Origin of the sequence: Streptomyces sp. NPDC056222, assembly GCF_042264065.1 — a bacterium.
Taxonomy (GTDB): Bacteria; Actinomycetota; Actinomycetes; order Streptomycetales; family Streptomycetaceae; genus Streptomyces.
Window position 1 is genome coordinate 49255 of the sequence record NZ_JBHJTL010000045.1, and the last position, 16636, is coordinate 65890.

The 16636-nt window shown below is 67.1% G+C and carries 13 protein-coding genes; 10 read left to right on the forward strand and 3 right to left on the reverse strand.

What is annotated here, in order from left to right; genetic code table 11:
* Window positions 1–20 precede the first annotated feature (20 nt).
* The 3 genes from ACFC0D_RS21600 to ACFC0D_RS21610 form a co-directional block, all read right to left on the reverse strand.
* Window positions 21–950, reverse strand: coding sequence for a hypothetical protein (locus ACFC0D_RS21600; protein ID WP_376438203.1), 930 nt, complete (start codon window positions 948–950; stop codon window positions 21–23).
* 214 nt (window positions 951–1164) lie between these two features.
* On the reverse strand, window positions 1165–2928 hold the full coding sequence (locus ACFC0D_RS21605; protein WP_376438205.1) for a fatty acyl-AMP ligase: 1764 nt from the start codon (window positions 2926–2928) through the stop codon (window positions 1165–1167).
* Between the two features lie 318 nt (window positions 2929–3246).
* On the reverse strand, window positions 3247–4254 hold the full coding sequence (locus ACFC0D_RS21610; RefSeq protein ID WP_376438227.1) for an alpha/beta hydrolase: 1008 nt from the start codon (window positions 4252–4254) through the stop codon (window positions 3247–3249).
* Window positions 4255–5754: 1500 nt separating this feature from the next.
* On the opposite strand from ACFC0D_RS21610, the gene ACFC0D_RS21615 reads away from it, so the two are divergent.
* The 10 genes from ACFC0D_RS21615 (at window position 5755) to ACFC0D_RS21660 (ending at window position 16312) form a co-directional block, all read left to right on the forward strand.
* On the forward strand, window positions 5755–6342 hold the full coding sequence (locus ACFC0D_RS21615; protein ID WP_376438207.1) for a LuxR C-terminal-related transcriptional regulator: 588 nt from the start codon (window positions 5755–5757) through the stop codon (window positions 6340–6342).
* A gap of 525 nt (window positions 6343–6867) precedes the next feature.
* Window positions 6868–8148: a cation:proton antiporter gene (locus ACFC0D_RS21620; RefSeq protein WP_376438209.1), complete on the forward strand. Its 1281-nt coding sequence runs from the start codon at window positions 6868–6870 to the stop codon at window positions 8146–8148.
* Between the two features lie 259 nt (window positions 8149–8407).
* On the forward strand, window positions 8408–9355 hold the full coding sequence (locus ACFC0D_RS21625; protein ID WP_376438211.1) for a chlorinating enzyme: 948 nt from the start codon (window positions 8408–8410) through the stop codon (window positions 9353–9355).
* A gap of 12 nt (window positions 9356–9367) precedes the next feature.
* Complete coding sequence (locus ACFC0D_RS21630) at window positions 9368–9643, forward strand: phosphopantetheine-binding protein (protein ID WP_376438213.1); 276 nt, start codon at window positions 9368–9370, stop codon at window positions 9641–9643.
* Between the two features lie 19 nt (window positions 9644–9662).
* Entirely contained in the window at window positions 9663–10409 is a 747-nt protein-coding gene (locus ACFC0D_RS21635; RefSeq protein WP_376438229.1) for a thioesterase II family protein, read from the forward strand.
* Window positions 10402–11970 carry an amino acid adenylation domain-containing protein gene (locus ACFC0D_RS21640; RefSeq protein WP_376438215.1) on the forward strand — a complete coding sequence of 523 codons (1569 nt, stop codon included), beginning with the start codon at window positions 10402–10404 and terminating at the stop codon, window positions 11968–11970. The genes ACFC0D_RS21635 and ACFC0D_RS21640 overlap by 8 nt, the downstream gene beginning before the upstream one ends.
* A gap of 38 nt (window positions 11971–12008) precedes the next feature.
* A complete protein-coding gene (locus ACFC0D_RS21645; protein ID WP_376438217.1) occupies window positions 12009–13007 on the forward strand; it encodes a ketoacyl-ACP synthase III family protein in 999 nt (332 codons plus the stop codon).
* Between the two features lie 75 nt (window positions 13008–13082).
* Window positions 13083–14336, forward strand: a complete 1254-nt coding sequence (locus tag ACFC0D_RS21650; protein WP_376438219.1) for an aspartate aminotransferase family protein — start codon at window positions 13083–13085, stop codon at window positions 14334–14336.
* A gap of 310 nt (window positions 14337–14646) precedes the next feature.
* Window positions 14647–15297, forward strand: coding sequence for an HAD family hydrolase (locus ACFC0D_RS21655; protein ID WP_376438221.1), 651 nt, complete (start codon window positions 14647–14649; stop codon window positions 15295–15297).
* Window positions 15298–15532: 235 nt separating this feature from the next.
* Window positions 15533–16312 (forward strand): phosphotransferase, encoded by a 780-nt coding sequence (locus tag ACFC0D_RS21660; RefSeq protein ID WP_376438223.1) that lies wholly within the window; start codon window positions 15533–15535, stop codon window positions 16310–16312.
* The last annotated feature ends 324 nt before the right edge of the window (window positions 16313–16636 follow it).

A 16636-nucleotide genomic window follows, 5' to 3' on the forward strand; every position in this document is an offset into this window, starting at 1 on the left:
GTGAGATGAACAGGTCGGCCTCAACGAGCCGATCGAATGTCCGCGCGTACATGGGCCGGCACCGGTGAACCGCATTCGTGGCGGCCGAACGAGGCAGCGCCCGAAGCGGTGGACTGGATGACCTTGTTGTACGTCGACCCCAGGCACAGTTCCTGAAAGTCCTTGGTGTCCGGGGACAGCCGAGCCGCCAACTGCGCCTTGGCGATGTCGACGCTCTTGAGGACTCCGTCCTCGTCCTCGACCTCCACGCACGCGTGCGGCAGGTCGAGGGCGCCGCCGAGCACGCCGCAGAACCAGCCCCGCTTCGCCTCGGCCCGGTAGCCGGCCTCGCGGAACTGCTCGGCCAGCAGCAGGCTCGCGGCGATGCAGCTGGTCGCGCCCAGAGCGTGCACGAGCCGGTAGTCCGCCTGCATCGCGACCGGAACCATCTGCCAGCGGTAGCCTGATTCGAGGTAGTCGCGGGTCAGGGTGCGCAGCTCGGGGGAGACCAGAGGCGTACGTGCGCCCGTCGTGGTGATGGTCGCCGCGTACTCGGCCGTCCCGGAGCCCGGCCCGGGGGCCGACCCGCCGACGACGCTGCCGCCGAAGCGGACGACGTCGGGCGCCTCGAAGCGCCAGGGCGCGTGCCCCTCGCACTCGGGGCACTCCAAGTGGACCCGGAAGTCCCAGGACTTCGGACGCAGCAGACTCTCGACCGAACGGCCGGCGAACCGGAAAAGCATACGGAACGTCAATTCCGGCTGCGTGTCCGACTTCTGTGAATACATCCCGAGGTTGTACAGGTCGTTCATGTCGAAATAGCGCACTCCTGCACGCTCCTCGAACGGCAGAGACGCATCGACGAGCCTGTCGATCTCGGCCGAGTCGCAGCGCAGCAGCTCCCGCGCCACGGACTCCGACTGGATCTTGTTGGAATACTCGGCGGGAACGAATTCAATGAAGTCCGCCACCTTTTCCCAGGATATGCCCGGGATTTCGGTTCGGTCTGACACGGGCTACCCCTCAAGAAAGAAGAACACGCCGACGATTCGATGCCTGACATGCACGGCCGACATCCCCTGGCTCCTGCGTGAATCCCCGGAACGGGCTCGACGCTACCATTCTGCAATTGCTCCACGACAGGCCGTTTTCACACGCGCACCCATGCGTTTTGCACGCCTATTCCTACTGGGTGACGGCGACGACACCCGAGGGCACGATCCGCAGCTCGCCGCTCTCGTAGCGCCGCTTGCACTCCCTGCGCTGCACCTTGCCGCTGGAGGTCTTCGGCAGCCCCCCGCGCCGTACGATCACGATGTCGTCCGGCGAGATCCGGTGCCCGCTCCGTATCGCCTCGTCCACTTTTGCGCGCACGGCTCCGGCGCCCGGGGAGTTGAGGAGCCTGCCGTCCGCCTCCACCACCAGCACGAGCCGCTCGGTCTGCCCGTCGTCGCAGGAGAACGCGCTCACGCTGTTCGGGTGCAGCCCCGGCACGGCGCGTTCGGCGGTCAGCTCGAAGTCCTGCGGATAGTGGTTACGGCCCTTGCGGATGATGACGTCCTTCAGCCGTCCGGCGACGTACAGCTCGTCGCCGTACAGGAAGCCGAGATCACCGGTGCGCAGATGGGGCCGGCCGGAGGCTTCCTCACCCGCGAGACGCGCCCGGAAGGTCTCCTCCGTCTCCTCGGCCCGCCCGAGGTAACCGGCGGCCGCGCAGGGGCCGTCGATCCAGATCTCACCGACCCGCCCCTCAGGCAACGCGACCCGCGTGACGGGATCCACGATCCTCACCCGGGTGCGGCCCGACGTACTGCCGTTGCTGACCAGGGGGACGGCGCCCTCGGTACCTTCGCCGACGGGCCGCGCGACGCCTTCGCCCAGGGCCTTTGCGGAAACCCAGAGTGCGGTGGGTTCCTGGTCCGCGCGGGAGGCGGTGGTCTTGAGCGTGTTCTCCGCCAGGCCGTAACCGGGGCTCATGGCACGGTGGTTGAAGCCGTACGGCGCGAACGCGTCGACGAAGGAGCGGATGGCGGCCCAGCGCACCGGCTCGGCTCCGTTGGCGGCCGTCCGCCAGCGCGACAGGTCGCCCACCGCGCCGGTCTTGCCGTCCGCGGCGGCGCGTGCACACAGTTCGTAGGCGAAGCTCGGCGCCGCCGAGTGCGTTCCGCCGAACCGGGAGAGGGCTTCGAGCCAGCGCGCCGGACGGCGGATGAAAGCCTCGGGAGCCATCAGATACGCGGGGATGCCCGCCCACAGGGGCATGACGACGCCGAAGAGCATGCCCATGTCGTGGAAGAGGGGCAGCCAGCTCACCACGGTGCCGTCGGGCTCGCAGGGGAACGCGTGGTCGGTCTCGGCCGCGTTGGCGATGAAGTTCGCGTGGGTGACCACAACTCCCTTGGGCCGCCCCGTCGAACCGGACGTGTACTGCAGCAGCGCGGTGTCCTCGGGACTCGGCCGCGGCGGCGCGGGGGCACCCGCGTCGTACCCGAGGGTGTCGGTGGCCAGCAGGGTGAGCCCGGCCAGGGCGGGCGTGTCGCCGTAACCCTCCTGGAGGTCGCGGGCCACCTCGGCAGTGGTGAGGACGATCGAGGTACCGGCGTCGTCGGCGATCCGGCGCATCCGTTCCACCTCCTCGCGGCGCCGGGGCACCTGGACGGGCGCACCGGCCACCCGCCCGTACATGCACCCCAGGACGGACCGTACGAACTCCAGGCCCGTGGGGTACATGAGTACGGCGCTGCGGCCGGCGAGACCGACGGCGGCGAAGGCGGCGGCCCGCAGACCGGCGATCTCGTGGAGCTCGCGGTAGGTGAGGGTCTCGTGGGGCACCTCGCCGTCGAGCAGGTAGACGAAGGCGGTCTCGTCGGGCTGTTTCTCGCTGCGTAACCGCAGGGCGTCGGGAACAGTACGCACGTCTGCGTTCGGATACGGTCCGATGCTGCTCACAGTGAGGATCTCCTTGTCGGCCGGTCGTGCACGGAAGGAAGTTCGGCAGGGAGAGGCCCCGCGGCTCGGCGCTCGCCGGGGACCGCGAAGGCCGAGCCGGCGCGTCGTGGTGCCCGCCGTTCGCCCACGGCGCGCGTTCGGGGCCGGTGCGGTCGGGAGCGGTCCGGGTCAGGAGGCGAGGCGCCGTCGGCCGCGCACACGCGCGGCACCAGGGCTGGGCTGCGGCCGACGGTGCTTCGGGCGGTCCCGGTGGGGCGGCACTGCCGCTCCGGACCGGGGCATCGGCGGGCGGGCTCCCACCGGTGTCGTCGAATGTGATCAGGTCGAAGTCGCCGCGACCCGGGCGATGTCGGCGAGGGCGTCGGCGTCGTACGTTCCGGCGTCCTGGACCATCGGGGCCGGGTGCGGTTCCGCTTCCGTCTTCAGGGTCCTCTCCAGTGCGTCCAGCACCGCGGTGGCCGCCTCCGCGGCCGCAGGGACGACATCGGCCAGGAGCAGATAGCCGTGCACCAGGCCCGGACCCTCGACGTGTTCCACCGTGACGCCGGCGGCGGCCAGCCGTCCCGCCAGTTCGACCCCCTCGTCGTGCAACGGGTCGAACTCGGCGGTGCCGATCACCGTCGGCGGCATCCCGTGCAGATCGGCGCGGAGCAGATCGATCGCCGGGTCGGTGCTCCGCCGCGGATCCTGCACGTACTGCTCGTAGTACCACCGCAGATCGTCGATGTCCGTCAGGTAGCCCGAGCCGTAGATGCGGATGGACGGTGACTTCATCTCCGGATCGGCAGGGGGGTAGACGAGAAGCTGCGCGCTGAAGTCGACGTCACCGTGGTCCCGTTGGTGCAGGGCGACCCCCACGGCCAGGCCCGCTCCCGCGCTGTCGCCGGCGATCACGTGCTCGCGACCGGGGAACGCGCCGGCCGCCCATTCCGCCGCGGCGATCCCGTCATGGAGGGGGCCTGGATAGGGGTGCTCCGGCGCACGCCGGTAGTCGACGGAGACCACGACGGCGCCGAGGGCGACGGCGATGCGCCGGCAGACGGCGTCGTGGGTGTCGATGTCGCCGACGGTCCAGCCGCCGCCGTGCAGGTACGTCACGAGGCGGCTCCGGTCGATGATCGGCCGGTACGTGCGCACACCGAAGCGGCCGTCCACGCCGTCGATCGGCTGATCGGTGACCGCAGCGACTGGTTCCGGTGCGCCACGGCGCGTGTGCTCCGCGCTTTCCGCGTACCTCCGACGCACTTGGTCGACCGTGAGCGTGCGCGCCGGAACCGGTGGGTCGACCGCCTGCCATTGGATCAGGGCGCGGATGAAGCGGTCCATGGGCACGAGACTCTCCTCGGGTCACACCAGCCAAGTAGTCAGCACATTCGGAACCGTGCGGCCTGTACCCCCAGTTCACGAAGTACGGCGCATCGGACCGCCGTACGATCGCGGCGACGGTGGGCGAAGGCGGGCACAGCTCCTCGCACACGACTGGTCGCCCGGCGCCGTGCGAACGGGCGGAGGATCGCCCGCACCAGGTACGCGGGACGACGGCGCCGGCACTCCGTGACCCCGGCGACGCTCGCCGCGTGAACGGTGGAGCGGCCGAGAGCCGGACCGGGCCGATACGGCACGCTACAACGCACTCACCCGCCTCTCGCATATGCAGTTCTCATGACTTGCGGTTAATACTCCAGACGTGCGCACCGCGTGGGCCGGATCCGGCCTGGTGACGAGGACGGTGTCCACCCACAGGCCGGCCTCCCGGCATCGGTCTCCGACTCCGGAATGCCGGCGTGGGCGTCGGCGCTCCAGGACGCATGGCACAGTGGATGCCGCATCCGACACGGGAGTCGGGGGTGCTCCATCGTCACGGATCTGATCGATCATTCCAGTTGCGTGAACCGGAAACCCAAATTCCGCGTGTAACGCATGTGTCCTGTGAGAGCAGGGTGACAACCCGCCGGGCCGCTGCTAACGTGTTCGCCACTAACGGGTAAAGATGGGGGAAAGATGTTCACCGACACTGTGATCTTCTGTCCACTCACGAGTTCCTCATTCATGAGTTGACATGCGACACAGGCGGTTGTGACTGCAGCCGGTAGCACTGCCGGCGGCTCGTTTCTGCACCGATCCCACCACCGGTCTCTGATATGTCGAAAAAAGGCCGACCGTCCGGTCTTTTTTGGCCGTCGAGCGATCGCGGTGGCTGCCGAGCTCACGCCCCTCCAAGCCCGAGGAGCGCCTCTCGGCTTGAAATGAGGACCCGTCACCTCCGCCTTCTCCTCCGTGAACTCGGCGGAGAACAAAGACGAGGGGTCGACCCATTTCCGCGGATGACTCGGCGGAATCATGGGGACACTCCGCATTCGGACTGCCGGACCGAAATCCCCGCCAAATGCACAGACTCCCGCATGTGAATCGAGACGCCGTCACGGAGCGACTCGCGACCCTGCATCCCAGCGGTGACAGTTGCATGAACAGTGGGCGTTCACCCCGGCACCCCCGGGGATGTTCCGGCCGGATGGAGCGCGGCACGCTGCGGCTTCGGCCCTGCAGATCGGTCGTATCGGAGCACAACCCAAACCGGTGCGACTTTCAACTTCCAAAACCTTCGAAAGGGGCCGAGCGGGGAGCTGCCGACCGACCCTGCCGACTTCACCTTCGATGCATTGCACACGTTTTACTGGACCCGGCGCAGACGACAGTGGAGCGGCAATATTTCGTACACTAGTGCTAGGCTCGACGCTGCTTACCTGCCACGAGTCGGGTCGCCGCGGGCCACTCGGCTGAAGATCGAAAATCTACGTTGGGGGACGAGTGAGAATCGATGTTTTCATGTCCGACGGCCTGCATCTGTCGCGCTTCGGGCTCACAGCACTGCTGGAGCGACACGAGGACATCCGAGTCGTCGGATCGGCGGATAACAACATCAGCGCACTGGAGTTCGCCGAATTACACAGCCCTGACGTAGTGATCCTCGGCTTAGAAGGCGCTGACAACGACGCCATCGTCATTGCCGAAAAGATTGCAAGCATCCCGGGCTGTCGAAGCATGCTGCTGGTCACAGCGTCCACCCGGTCGATCGTCCGCCAGGCATTCGCCGCCGGAATCGGCGGCATCGTCGAGCGCAGCATGCGGCCCCGCCAGTTCTTCGAAGCCATCCACCGTGTGCACCAAGGGGAAAGAGTCTTCGACGCAGAACTGACCGTCGCCGCACTGGTCAATGAGGACTGCCCCCTGACTGAACGGGAATTCTCCGTTCTGGAGAATGTCTCCCGAGGCGACACCATCGACGAGATCGCGGCGCGGTTGCACCTCTCCCGAGGAACAGTACGCAACTACCTCTCGTCCGTGGTGGCAAAGCTGCACGCACGCAACCGGATCGACGCCTTGCGGATAGCTCAGAAGTCGAACTGGATCTGATTTCCGCACTCGCCGACTCGGATTCCGCGTGCGCCGGGGCCGCTCTCCGCGGATGCCGCGTCCCCTCACCCCCGTCCCCCGGCGCACTCGCCCGTCTCCTCCCCGACCCGTCCCGGCGGACTCCGTATCGCGGATCGACCGCCGGCCCCTCGTCCTCGAGCCACTGAGAACTCGTGCCCCGCGCGGCCCACTTGGCCCTTCCTGCCCCGGCGCCGCGCGGGTGACGAGCCATTGAGCGGAAGACCGGCCGGAGCGCTGGTTCCGCGCCCGTCCACGCTCGTCACCGTGATGCGCCGGTCGAACCGCCTCCCGCTGGTCCGGAAGGTGTGCACCCGGGACCGCCACGGCGAAGCTCGAGCCGCTTCAGGCAGTCACGCGCCCGGCCTGAACTCCCTTATGCACTGAGTCGATACGCACGCGCAGGCCAAGGCCGGGCTGTGAAGCATCGCAGCGTCGGCCCTGGCTCCTGCCTTTCCACGACAGGGCAGCCACGAAGGGCCTCATCCCATGGAAATATCAGAGTTCTTGACACATCCGCTGCATGTGATCGCGGCGCTCGCCGCCGTTCTGCTTCTCGCACGTGTGGGACGGTCCTGTGCCCGGTGGCTGCGGCAGCCCGAAGTCGTCGGGGAGGTCACGGCCGGGCTGTTGATCGGCCCCGTCGTGCTCGCGCTGTCCGACCGCGAACTGTTCGACGCGCTACTGCCGCCCGCCGTGCTCGACGTACTCAAACTGGTCGGCCAGACCGGGCTCGTGCTCTATCTGGTCGGACTCGCCCACAAGTTACGACTGGGGTCGGACGGACCTTCGAAGCGCACCCTTTCCGCCGTCGTCGCCGGCGCCTTCGCACTGCCCCTCGTCACCGGGCTGGTGCTGGTGGGCGTCATCTCGGTCACCGACGACTCGGGGGCCCGTGGCGAGGCGTCACTTCCCGCGTTTCTGCTGATGGTCGCGGTGGCCATGTCCATCACCGCGGTCCCCGTCCTGTCCCGCATCCTCAGCGACCGGCGCATGAGCGACTCGTTCGAAGGGCGGTCCTCCCTGGCCGCCGCCGTGGCCATGGACGGCCTTGGATGGATCATGCTCACGCTCGCCATCGGCCTCGGCGCGGGCAACCTGTCGGGGCTGGGCGAATCCGGCATCGCGCTCCTCGTGGGCGGTGCCTGCGCTTTCCTGCTGCGCGTGGGTCTGCGCACCCGGCAGGCGCGCCTCCTGTGCGAGCGGATGCCGAAGACGTCCGCGGTCCTCCTCGGCGCAGGCGCGCTGGGTACGGCGCTGCTGACCGAGCACCTCGGCATGACCGCCATCGTCGGCGCCGCGATGGTCGGCCTGGCGATCACCGGTGACAGCATGGCCCTCTGGGCCAAGCCGGTGGCCACCGTGTCACGCACCGGACGGGCGCTGACACCCGTCTTCTTCGTGGTCACCGGCGTCACCGTGCTCATCGAGGCGTTCACCGCCGCCTCCTGGACGCTGATCGCCGCCACGCTCGCACTGGGATGCGTGGGCAAGCTGATCGGCGGCTACGTCGGGGCCCGGCTGGGTGGCATGAGTCCCGGTTCGGCCTGCCGGGTCGGGGCCCTGATGAACACCCGGGGTCTGACCGAACTGATCGTGCTGGAGGCCGGCCATCGCGCGGGAATCCTGCCGGCGCAACTGGTCCTGGCCCTCATCGTGATGGCCCTGACAACGACGGCGATGACGGGACCGCTGCTCAGCCTCGTCGACCGCACCGAGCGGCGCCGCGGCACCGTACCGGTCGGCCCGGCGACTTCCCGCTCCGTGGCGGAGAGCAGTTCCTCCTGACCGGCCCGAATCCCCTCATCCGCTCGACGAGGGAAGAGGAACACCGCAGCAAGCATGTGAAATTCACAGGCCGTGGTGTGACTCTAATATCGCGCGGATACCGCGTCTCCAGATACCGTGATCACCTGGAAGCCCGATGAGAAATCCTGAACTGCGATTTCGGGCAGTGCATCGGCCACGAGCTGCCGGCACCTGAAGTATCCAGCCTTGTGCCGCTCCAAGCGACGTCTTCGAGCGCAATTAGGATCGAGGAGAATCAATGGCTCGCACAAAAACGTTCACGCTGAGCGCCGAGGAGCTTGCACAGTTCGCCCGCGATGGCTACATCGGCCCCTTCGATCTCTACACCGAAGAGGAGATGGAAGGACATTTCAAGGCGATCAGGCCGAAGCTGCTCCGGACCAAGACGTCCATTTACAGCGAGGGGCAGACGGAATCCGGCAACACGAACCTGGCGGCCAGTTACGACCGCCATCTCGATGTCGACTTCCTCGCCGAACACATCACTCGGCCGGAGATCGTGGACCGGGTGTCGAGCATCCTCGGGCCCGACACCCTCTGCTGGCGTACCGAGCTCTTCCCCAAGTACCCGGGTGACGAGGGCACGGACTGGCACCAGGCGGACAACTTCTCCAGCGTGGATGGTGCGAAGCACCCGCACATCGTCTGGCCGGAGGACGCGGAGTTCGGAGGCACCATCACCGCCTGGACCGCCTTCACCGAGGCAACGGTCCAGAACGGCTGCCTCCAGTTCATCCCGGGCACTCACACGTCGATGAACTACGACGAGTCGAAGATCATGGAGTACAACCCGGACGTCATCAACAAGATGGAGAAGGACGGCGTCAAGCGCGGGCTCTTCGGCTATGACTACCGGCAGCTGCAGAAGGACCCGGACTGGACTCCCGACGAGTCCAAGGCCGTCTCCCAGGTCATGCGCCGCGGGCAGTTCATCCTCTTCTGGTCCACGCTCATGCACGCGTCTCATCCGCACAGCGGAGAAACCGACCAGATGCGGCTCGGCTTCGCCTCTCGATACCTGCCGACGCAGGTCAAGGTCTACCCGTTCTCCGACGAGCTCCACGAGTTCGGAGCGCGGGCCAGCCTCAAGAAGTTCGGCAATGTGCTGGTGTCCGGTGAGGACCGGTACGGCCACAACCGCTTTGTCGACAGCACCGTCAATGGATTCCGCTTCCCCGTCCACTAGGAGAGATCACGAATGAGCGAGACGGACAACCGCATGGCACTGGCGACACTGCAGGCGTGGGTCATCGAGGAGTGCAAGCAGCTCGGCCTGCGGGTCGCGGACGGCTCGGACGACTTCTTCGAGGCCGGCGGCACGTCGCTCACCGCGGTGAAGCTGATCGAGCGAGCGGAACGAGAGTTCGGCGACGACTCGCTGCCCGCTGACGAGCTGTTCACCACGAGCCGGATCGCGGAGATCGCCACCAGCATCCAGCGGAACAGCAAGTACGCCGACCCGGTGTCGGACTAGCACGGTGGGCGTGGCGGCGATGGACGACAAGTGGGTGATGACCCTCAAGGCGGTGGAACAGCCTGCCTGCACGTTGTTCTGCTTTCCCTACGCGGGTGGGAGCCCTGAGACCTTCCGTGCCTGGTGCGACGGGATCGCGGACGACATCGAGGTGTTGTGCGTGGTGCTGCCCGGTCGGGGGCGCCGCCTCATGGAAGCCCGCTACGACCGGTGGGAGCCACTGGTCGAGGACGTCTTCCAGGCACTCTCGCCGTACCTGAACCGCCGCCACGCCTTCTACGGTCACAGTTTCGGTGGTCGGCTGGCCTACGAACTGTCCCACCTGGCCTCGGCCGTGTACCCGGGAAAGACGCGCCGGCTGTTCGTCTCCGGCTGCCGGAGCCCGGACATGCCGCAAACGCGCCCCTACATGCACCGGATGACGGAGAAAGATTTCCGCGATGCGGTGGCGAAGATGGGCGGCACGCCGGCGGAGCTCTTCGACCAGGAGAAGCTGTTGCGCCTGCTCATGCCCACGGTGCGAAGCGAAATCCGGCTCGCCGAGATATGGGATCACCGCCACACCTCGGGTGTGGATGTTCCCATCACTGCCCTGTACAGCCCGGACGATGCGATCGACAGCGAGGGAGCAATGCGCGGCTGGCAGGCGTTCACGACGCGACACTGCGAGCTGGTCGAAGTTCCTGGCGGACATTTCTTCGTGGACAGCCACCCGGAGCACGTAACAAGTATCGTCAACACACGTCTGGGGAATGTGGATGAATAAGATCGCCCTTTCGGAAGAGGCTCTCTCTATTCATCGGAAGATCAATGGGACGGATGCCGAATATCCGGCGGAGAGCCTCAAGGAGCTCTTCGAGGCCGCTGCCGGCCGCCGTCCGGAGTCCGTTGCGGTCATCCATCAGGAGCGCACATACACGTACAGCGAGCTCAACGGCCTGGCGAACGGCCTGAGCGTGCGGCTCCGCGCGGCCGGAGTGGAACCCGGCCACGTCGTGGGACTGTCCGTCAAGCGCTCGCCGGAGATGATCGTCGCCATGCTGGCGATCATCAAATGCGGCGCCACATACCTCCCGTTCGACCGCACGTGGCCGGATGAACGCCTGAGCGGGATCTTCGGCCAGGCAAGCTGTACGGCGCTGCTGACCGACGCGTCCGACGAATTGACGGTGCGCTTCGGACAGTTGCGGGTGGTGCCCGTCGACCTGCAGACGCTGAACCCGGACGAGAAGAACCCTTCCCTTCGGGTCGATCCGGACTCCCTCGCCTACATCGTCTTCACGTCGGGATCGACCGGATCCCCCAAGGGCGTTCCGATCCGGCATCGAGGCGTCGTCCGCCTGGTGTCCGACGCCAGTTTCGCCTCCCTCGACTCGAACGCTGTCATCCCTCAGCTGGCGTCGGTGTTCTTCGATGCCGCGGCCTTCGAAATCTGGGGAGCGTTGCTGAACGGCGGGACATGCGTGCTCTACCCGTCCGATTACGTCCGACTCTCGGAACTGAAGCGGGTCGTGGAGCAGAACGGCGTCACGGTGCTTTTCGTGACGACGGCTCTCTTCAATGTGATAGTCGACGAGGCCCCCGGCACGCTCGACAGCGTGCGGACGATCCTCACGGGCGGCGAGGCGCATTCCCTGGGACACATCGAGCGAGCACGGAACCACTACGGGGACGACAAGGTCGTCAGCGTCTACGGGCCGACGGAGTGTTCCGTATTCGCGACGTACTATCCGGTTCGGTCCTCCGTACAGGGCGAAACCGCGCTGCCGATCGGACTGCCCATTCAGAACACGTCCTTGTACATCGTCTCGGACGGCGCGCTGTGCGCGCCCGGCGAGGTCGGCGAGGTGTGCCTGGCCGGCCCCGGGCTGTCTCCGGGCTATCTCGGAATGCACGAGCTGACGAAGAAGAAGTACGTCGAGTACGACATCGACGGCGAAAAGGTGGTGCTCTACCACACCGGAGACCGCGGGTTCTGCCGGGAGGACGGCAACGTCGTCTTCCAGGGGCGCCTGGACGATCAGGTGAAGGTCAACGGATTCCGGATCGAACTCGGTGAGATCACGCACTTCATGAACGAGGTGCCGTACGTCAAGCAGAGTTACGTCACCACGAGCGAGAAGGAATCCGGCGAGAAGGTCGTGGTGGCATTCGTGGTGCCGGCCAACGCGGATTGCACCCCCCAGGCGTGCCACGACCACCTGACCACCAAGGTTCCCCGCTACATGCTGCCCGGGGAAATTCATGTGTGCGACAGTCTGCCGCTGACGGGCTCGGGCAAGGTGGACCGGAAGGCACTTCTGTCAGCCACGAAAACCCTGAATTGAAACGAGAGAAGGGCACGGATTCAGTGACCGCGACCGCGTTGAGCATCAAGGCAGCGACCCTCTGGCTTCCGCCGGGCAAGGAAGGTCCCGCCGAGGGTGAGCTCACCTCAGCCGACTTCGAGCGCATCGGTCTGTCGGAATTGTATGTCGCTTCGGACGACATCGCCCCGCCTCAGATGGCTGTGCTGGCCGCGCGAAGCACTCTGGAGAAGAGCGGGGTCGAGCCGGACTCCATTGGCTGCCTGGTGCATTCCTTCAGCTACCACCAGGGCTTCGACATGTGGTCGCCGGCGCACTACGTCGCCCATGAGTCCGGGCTCACCGACGGCCTTCCGATCAACGTGCAGCACATGTGCAACGGTGGCGCCCTGGCGCTGCAGATCGCGGCCAAGTGGCTGGTCGCCACTCCTGACATGAGTTCGGTTCTCGTCACGAGTGGAGACCGCTACCGCGGACCGGGGTTCGATCGATGGTCGACCGACGACGACGCGGCCTACTCGGACTCGGGGACCGCGGTCCTGCTCGGCCGGACCGGAGAGGGCGACGACTTCCTCCACCTGCGTGCGCTGGAGATGCTGACGGACAGCCAGTGGGAGGTCCAGCTCCGCGGGAGTGCCGAGTTCAGCTCCGTTCCGCTGGGGCACGGCGCTCCGATCGATCTCCGTCCCGCCAACAAGGAGTTCAGGGAGCGCGGCGAAGCGGCACGGATGGTCAAGCTCGCCGTTCCCAAGCTTCATGATCTTGTCCGGCGGGCTCTGCGTACGGCGGGTATCGGGCCCGAGGACCTCAGCAGCATCGCCATGCCGCGCCTCTCCCGGACGATGCGCGAGGGCATGTTCAAGCCCGCCATCAGTGAGGTGGTCGGAGGAGACCCCCGGTACATCGAGAACGACACCGGCTGCCTCGGCGCCGGGGATCTCCTCGCGAACCTGGTGGACATCGAGGACAGCCTCAACCCGGGCGAGTACGGAATGCTCATCCAGGGCACCGGCGGATACACGTTCACGTGTGCCGTGGTCCAGGCGCCCGAGAAGTAGCGCGGAAGACGGGGAGGCACGGCCATGACGCCGAACACATGGGATCGCGAAACATACGCCCTCTGGCATGGGACCGTGCCCACGTCGACGATCCTCGACCGGAGCGGGCCACAGGACCTCTGGGTCAGGGGCGAGGGGTCCTGGCTGATCGACGCCTCGGGACATCGGGCCCTCGACGCCCGCGCGGGCGTGGGCAACATGGTGCTCGGCTACGGCCGGACCGACATCGTGGAAGCGATGAGCCGTCAGGCACGCGAGTTGCCCTATGTCTGCATGGTGCGGTGGGAGCTGCCTGCTCCTGTCGTCGTCGAACTGGCGCAGGCCCTCACCGACATCGCCCCATCCGGCCTCAACCGGGTGCGGTTCTGCCATACGGGCGGCGCGGCCGTCGAGAGCGCGATTCTGATGGCCCGTTCCTACCACCGGAACACCGGTCGGCCGGACAAGCGCCTCGTCGTCGGTCTCCGCGACAGCTACCACGGCAGTCCGATGGCAGCCATGGCGGCGAGCGGGCAACGCATGATGCACTGGCTCTTCGGTCCGATGCCGGAAGGGTTCCACCATCTTCCGGAGCCGACCGACGACACCGGTACCGAGCTCGCCGCTCAGCTGGATGCGCTGGGGCCGGAGCGCATCGCGGCGATGATCCTCGAGCCGGTGAAGGGACGGAACGGACAGCCTCTCCCCGACGCGTACCTACGAGCTGCACGTGAGTACTGCACGAAGAACAACATTCTGCTGATCTTCGATGAGGCATTCACGGGGTTCGGGCGGATGGGAGAGATGTTCGCCGCCGAGATCTCCGGGGTCTCGCCGGACATCATGTGCCTTGCGAAGGGCATCACCGCCGGCTACTCGGCGCTGGGTGCCGTCCTGGCGACTGACCGGATCTACGAGGCCTTCGACACCAGCAGCACGGTGTTCGCCCACGCGTCGACCACGGACGGCCACCCGGTGGCCTGCGCCGCGGCGCTCGCCACGATCCGTGCGTACGCCTCGGAGGATCTGGTGGCCCACGGCCGGATACTCGGCGGGCTACTCCGCGATCGGCTGAACGATCTGCTCAAGGGGGCACCCGCGTTCGGGGGTGTCCGGGCCGTCGGCGCGTACGTGGCGATCGACCTCGTGGACCAGGACGGCAATCCGCTCTCGATGCAGGACCGGAGCTCACTGGAGTCGGCGTGCCGAAGCCAGGGCCTGCTGATCCACTACACGCCCGACACTGTCGTGCTGATGCCTCCTCTGACGATGACCACGGAGGAAGCGGAGTTCGCCGTGCAGACATTCGCGAACGTGGTGTCCGCTCTACGGCCGGCCGTCGTCTCCTAGTGCTCGGTTCCCGCTGATTCGGGCTGCTCGGGTGCGAGTTGGACGTCGGAGAGCCGGTCTCCATCCGTCCGGCGTTCTACGGCCCCGGCGCGGTGGCGGTGGCGGCAGGTCCGTCGCCGTCCGCCACCCCGAACGGATACGTTGGAGGAGGCGAAGGCCTGGTGGCAGCCTCCGAGCACGGTCACGGGAGGGACGGCTGGACGGCTGCGAGAGCGGCCAACAGTTGAGTTCGGCTGCCGAGTGAAGCCTGCGGGCGCTGCTCCGGGGCGGTGTGCGCTCGCAGGCCAGGCAGGACGAACAAGGAGGCTGCGTGACCGCGACCTGCGTCATTCTCGATATCGGCGGCGTGCTGGAGTTCACACCGGATACGGGCTGGGTGCAATGCTGGGAAGAGCGGCTGGTGCTGCCGCCGGGCACTGTGCATGAGCGGATGCGCGACGTATGGCACGCCGGAAGCGTCGGGAGCATCAGCGAACGAGCGGTGCACGAGCAGGTGGCAGCACGCTTGGGGCTCGACGCGCCCCAGGTCGAAGCCTTCATGGCTGATCTCTGGACCGAGTACCTGGGGACGCCGAACGAGGAACTGATCGCTTACGTTCGCGGGCTCCGGGGACACTGCAGGCTGGGCATCCTGAGCAACAGCTTCGTCGGTGCCCGGGAGAGGGAATCGGCGCTGTACCACTTCGACGAACTGGTGGAGCAGATCGTCTACTCGCACGAGATCGGCATCGAGAAGCCGGATCCACGTGCCTTCGAGGCCGCATGCGCCGGACTGGAGGTGCAGCCGGAGAGCTGTCTCTTCATCGACGACTTCGCAGTCAACGTCGAGGCCGCCCAGGCGGCGGGCATGCAGGCGCATCTGTTCGAGGACAATGCCCGAACGATGAAGCGCATCGCGGCTCATCTGAACTCGGGCCCCAGGGTCGGGGCACCGGGGTCCGGGCACGTCCTGCGTGGATGACGTCCGCCTGACCGGCCAGTTGCCGGCCACTCCCCCGACCTCTTCGAGACGGCCGCCGGCAACGACAGCCGGCGGGTCGGCAGCCAAGAGACATCCGCCCAGGCCACTCACAACTCGGCCAAGGGCTGTCCGGTGACCGGTGCATTCATGGTGAGATCACAGGTCAGAGGGTATGAATGGGGCTTGCGATGGGCGCGCGAGGAACCCGGCATGGGTGGCGGGCTACGCTGACCCCATGATCGAGGACGGCGCCACCGACAGGGGGAGCGTGACCACGGTGCGGCGGATCGGCGAGACGATCCACCGGCCGGCCGGCGAGTGGACGCCTGCGGTGCACGCCTTGCTGACCCACCTGGAAGCGGTGGGATTCACTCGAGCTCCCCGAGTCCTTGGCACCGACGGCACCGATGAGGTCCTGTCGCTGCTGCACGGCGAACCCGCGTTCACGCCCTGGCCGTCGGCTCTGCGGTCGACCGTCGGAATCAGTGAACTGGGGCGCTGGCTGCGCGCCTACCACGAGGCTGTCCGGGACTTCCGGCCGCCGGCCGACGCGCGATGGCAGGGCCAGGAGGAAGAGTGGAGGCCCGGCATGGTCATTCGGCACGGCGACCTCGGCCCGTGGAACTCCGTTTGGAACGGCGACCGACTGGCCGGCTTCATCGACTGGGACTTCGCAGCGCCCGGCCATGCCCTCGACGACCTCGCACAGCTGGCCTGGTACGCCGTTCCGCTGCGTCCCGCCGAGCAGCAGCGAAGAGCGGCGATCGCCGGTGAGTACACCCTGCTGAGCCGCCTCGACGCCCTTTGCGCCGCCTACGGGGCAAGGCCGGCAGCAGTTCTCGATGCCCTGGACGCCGTCCAGTCCCGCGAGGCTGAGCGCATCGAACGGCTCGGCCGGCGAGGCCACGAGCCGTGGGTGACGTTTCTGGCCCGCGGCGATGTGGCCGAGATGGTGGCCGAGCGATCCTGGCTCCGATCGGAACGCACGGTTCTCCTCGGTGGTTCGGGCGGCTGACCCCAGCTGGAACAAGCTCGCGCACCGCGACTCCTGCCGTACGACGGCGGTGACGGTGGGGCGGCCGTCGTCCGGGCACAGCACCGGTCGGCGCACCCCGTCGCAGCCACGTTCGTAGCCACAGGGGGGCAAGGGCCACGAGTGCCGAACCCTCGGCCCGAGCGAGCTGTCCTGCAAGGGGCCGACATCTTCCGTACCCGCCGTCGGCTCTGCGTACGAGTGCATGACTGTTGTGCGAAGAAACGTGCAGAACGGCCGTTACTCGGGCCCGTCACCCGATCGGCAGAGTGCGCCGGGTGGTGCGACCGGTTGTGCCCCGGAGTT

Coding starts and splice junctions, on each gene's coding strand:
- ACFC0D_RS21610 (WP_376438227.1), bottom strand. CDS start 4,254: ATGGACCGCTTCATCCGCGCCCTGATCCAATGGCAGGCGGTCGACCCA.
- ACFC0D_RS21615 (WP_376438207.1), top strand. CDS start 5,755: ATGTCCGACGGCCTGCATCTGTCGCGCTTCGGGCTCACAGCACTGCTG.
- ACFC0D_RS21625 (WP_376438211.1), top strand. CDS start 8,408: ATGGCTCGCACAAAAACGTTCACGCTGAGCGCCGAGGAGCTTGCACAG.
- ACFC0D_RS21630 (WP_376438213.1), top strand. CDS start 9,368: ATGAGCGAGACGGACAACCGCATGGCACTGGCGACACTGCAGGCGTGG.
- ACFC0D_RS21635 (WP_376438229.1), top strand. CDS start 9,663: ATGGACGACAAGTGGGTGATGACCCTCAAGGCGGTGGAACAGCCTGCC.
- ACFC0D_RS21640 (WP_376438215.1), top strand. CDS start 10,402: ATGAATAAGATCGCCCTTTCGGAAGAGGCTCTCTCTATTCATCGGAAG.
- ACFC0D_RS21660 (WP_376438223.1), top strand. CDS start 15,533: ATGATCGAGGACGGCGCCACCGACAGGGGGAGCGTGACCACGGTGCGG.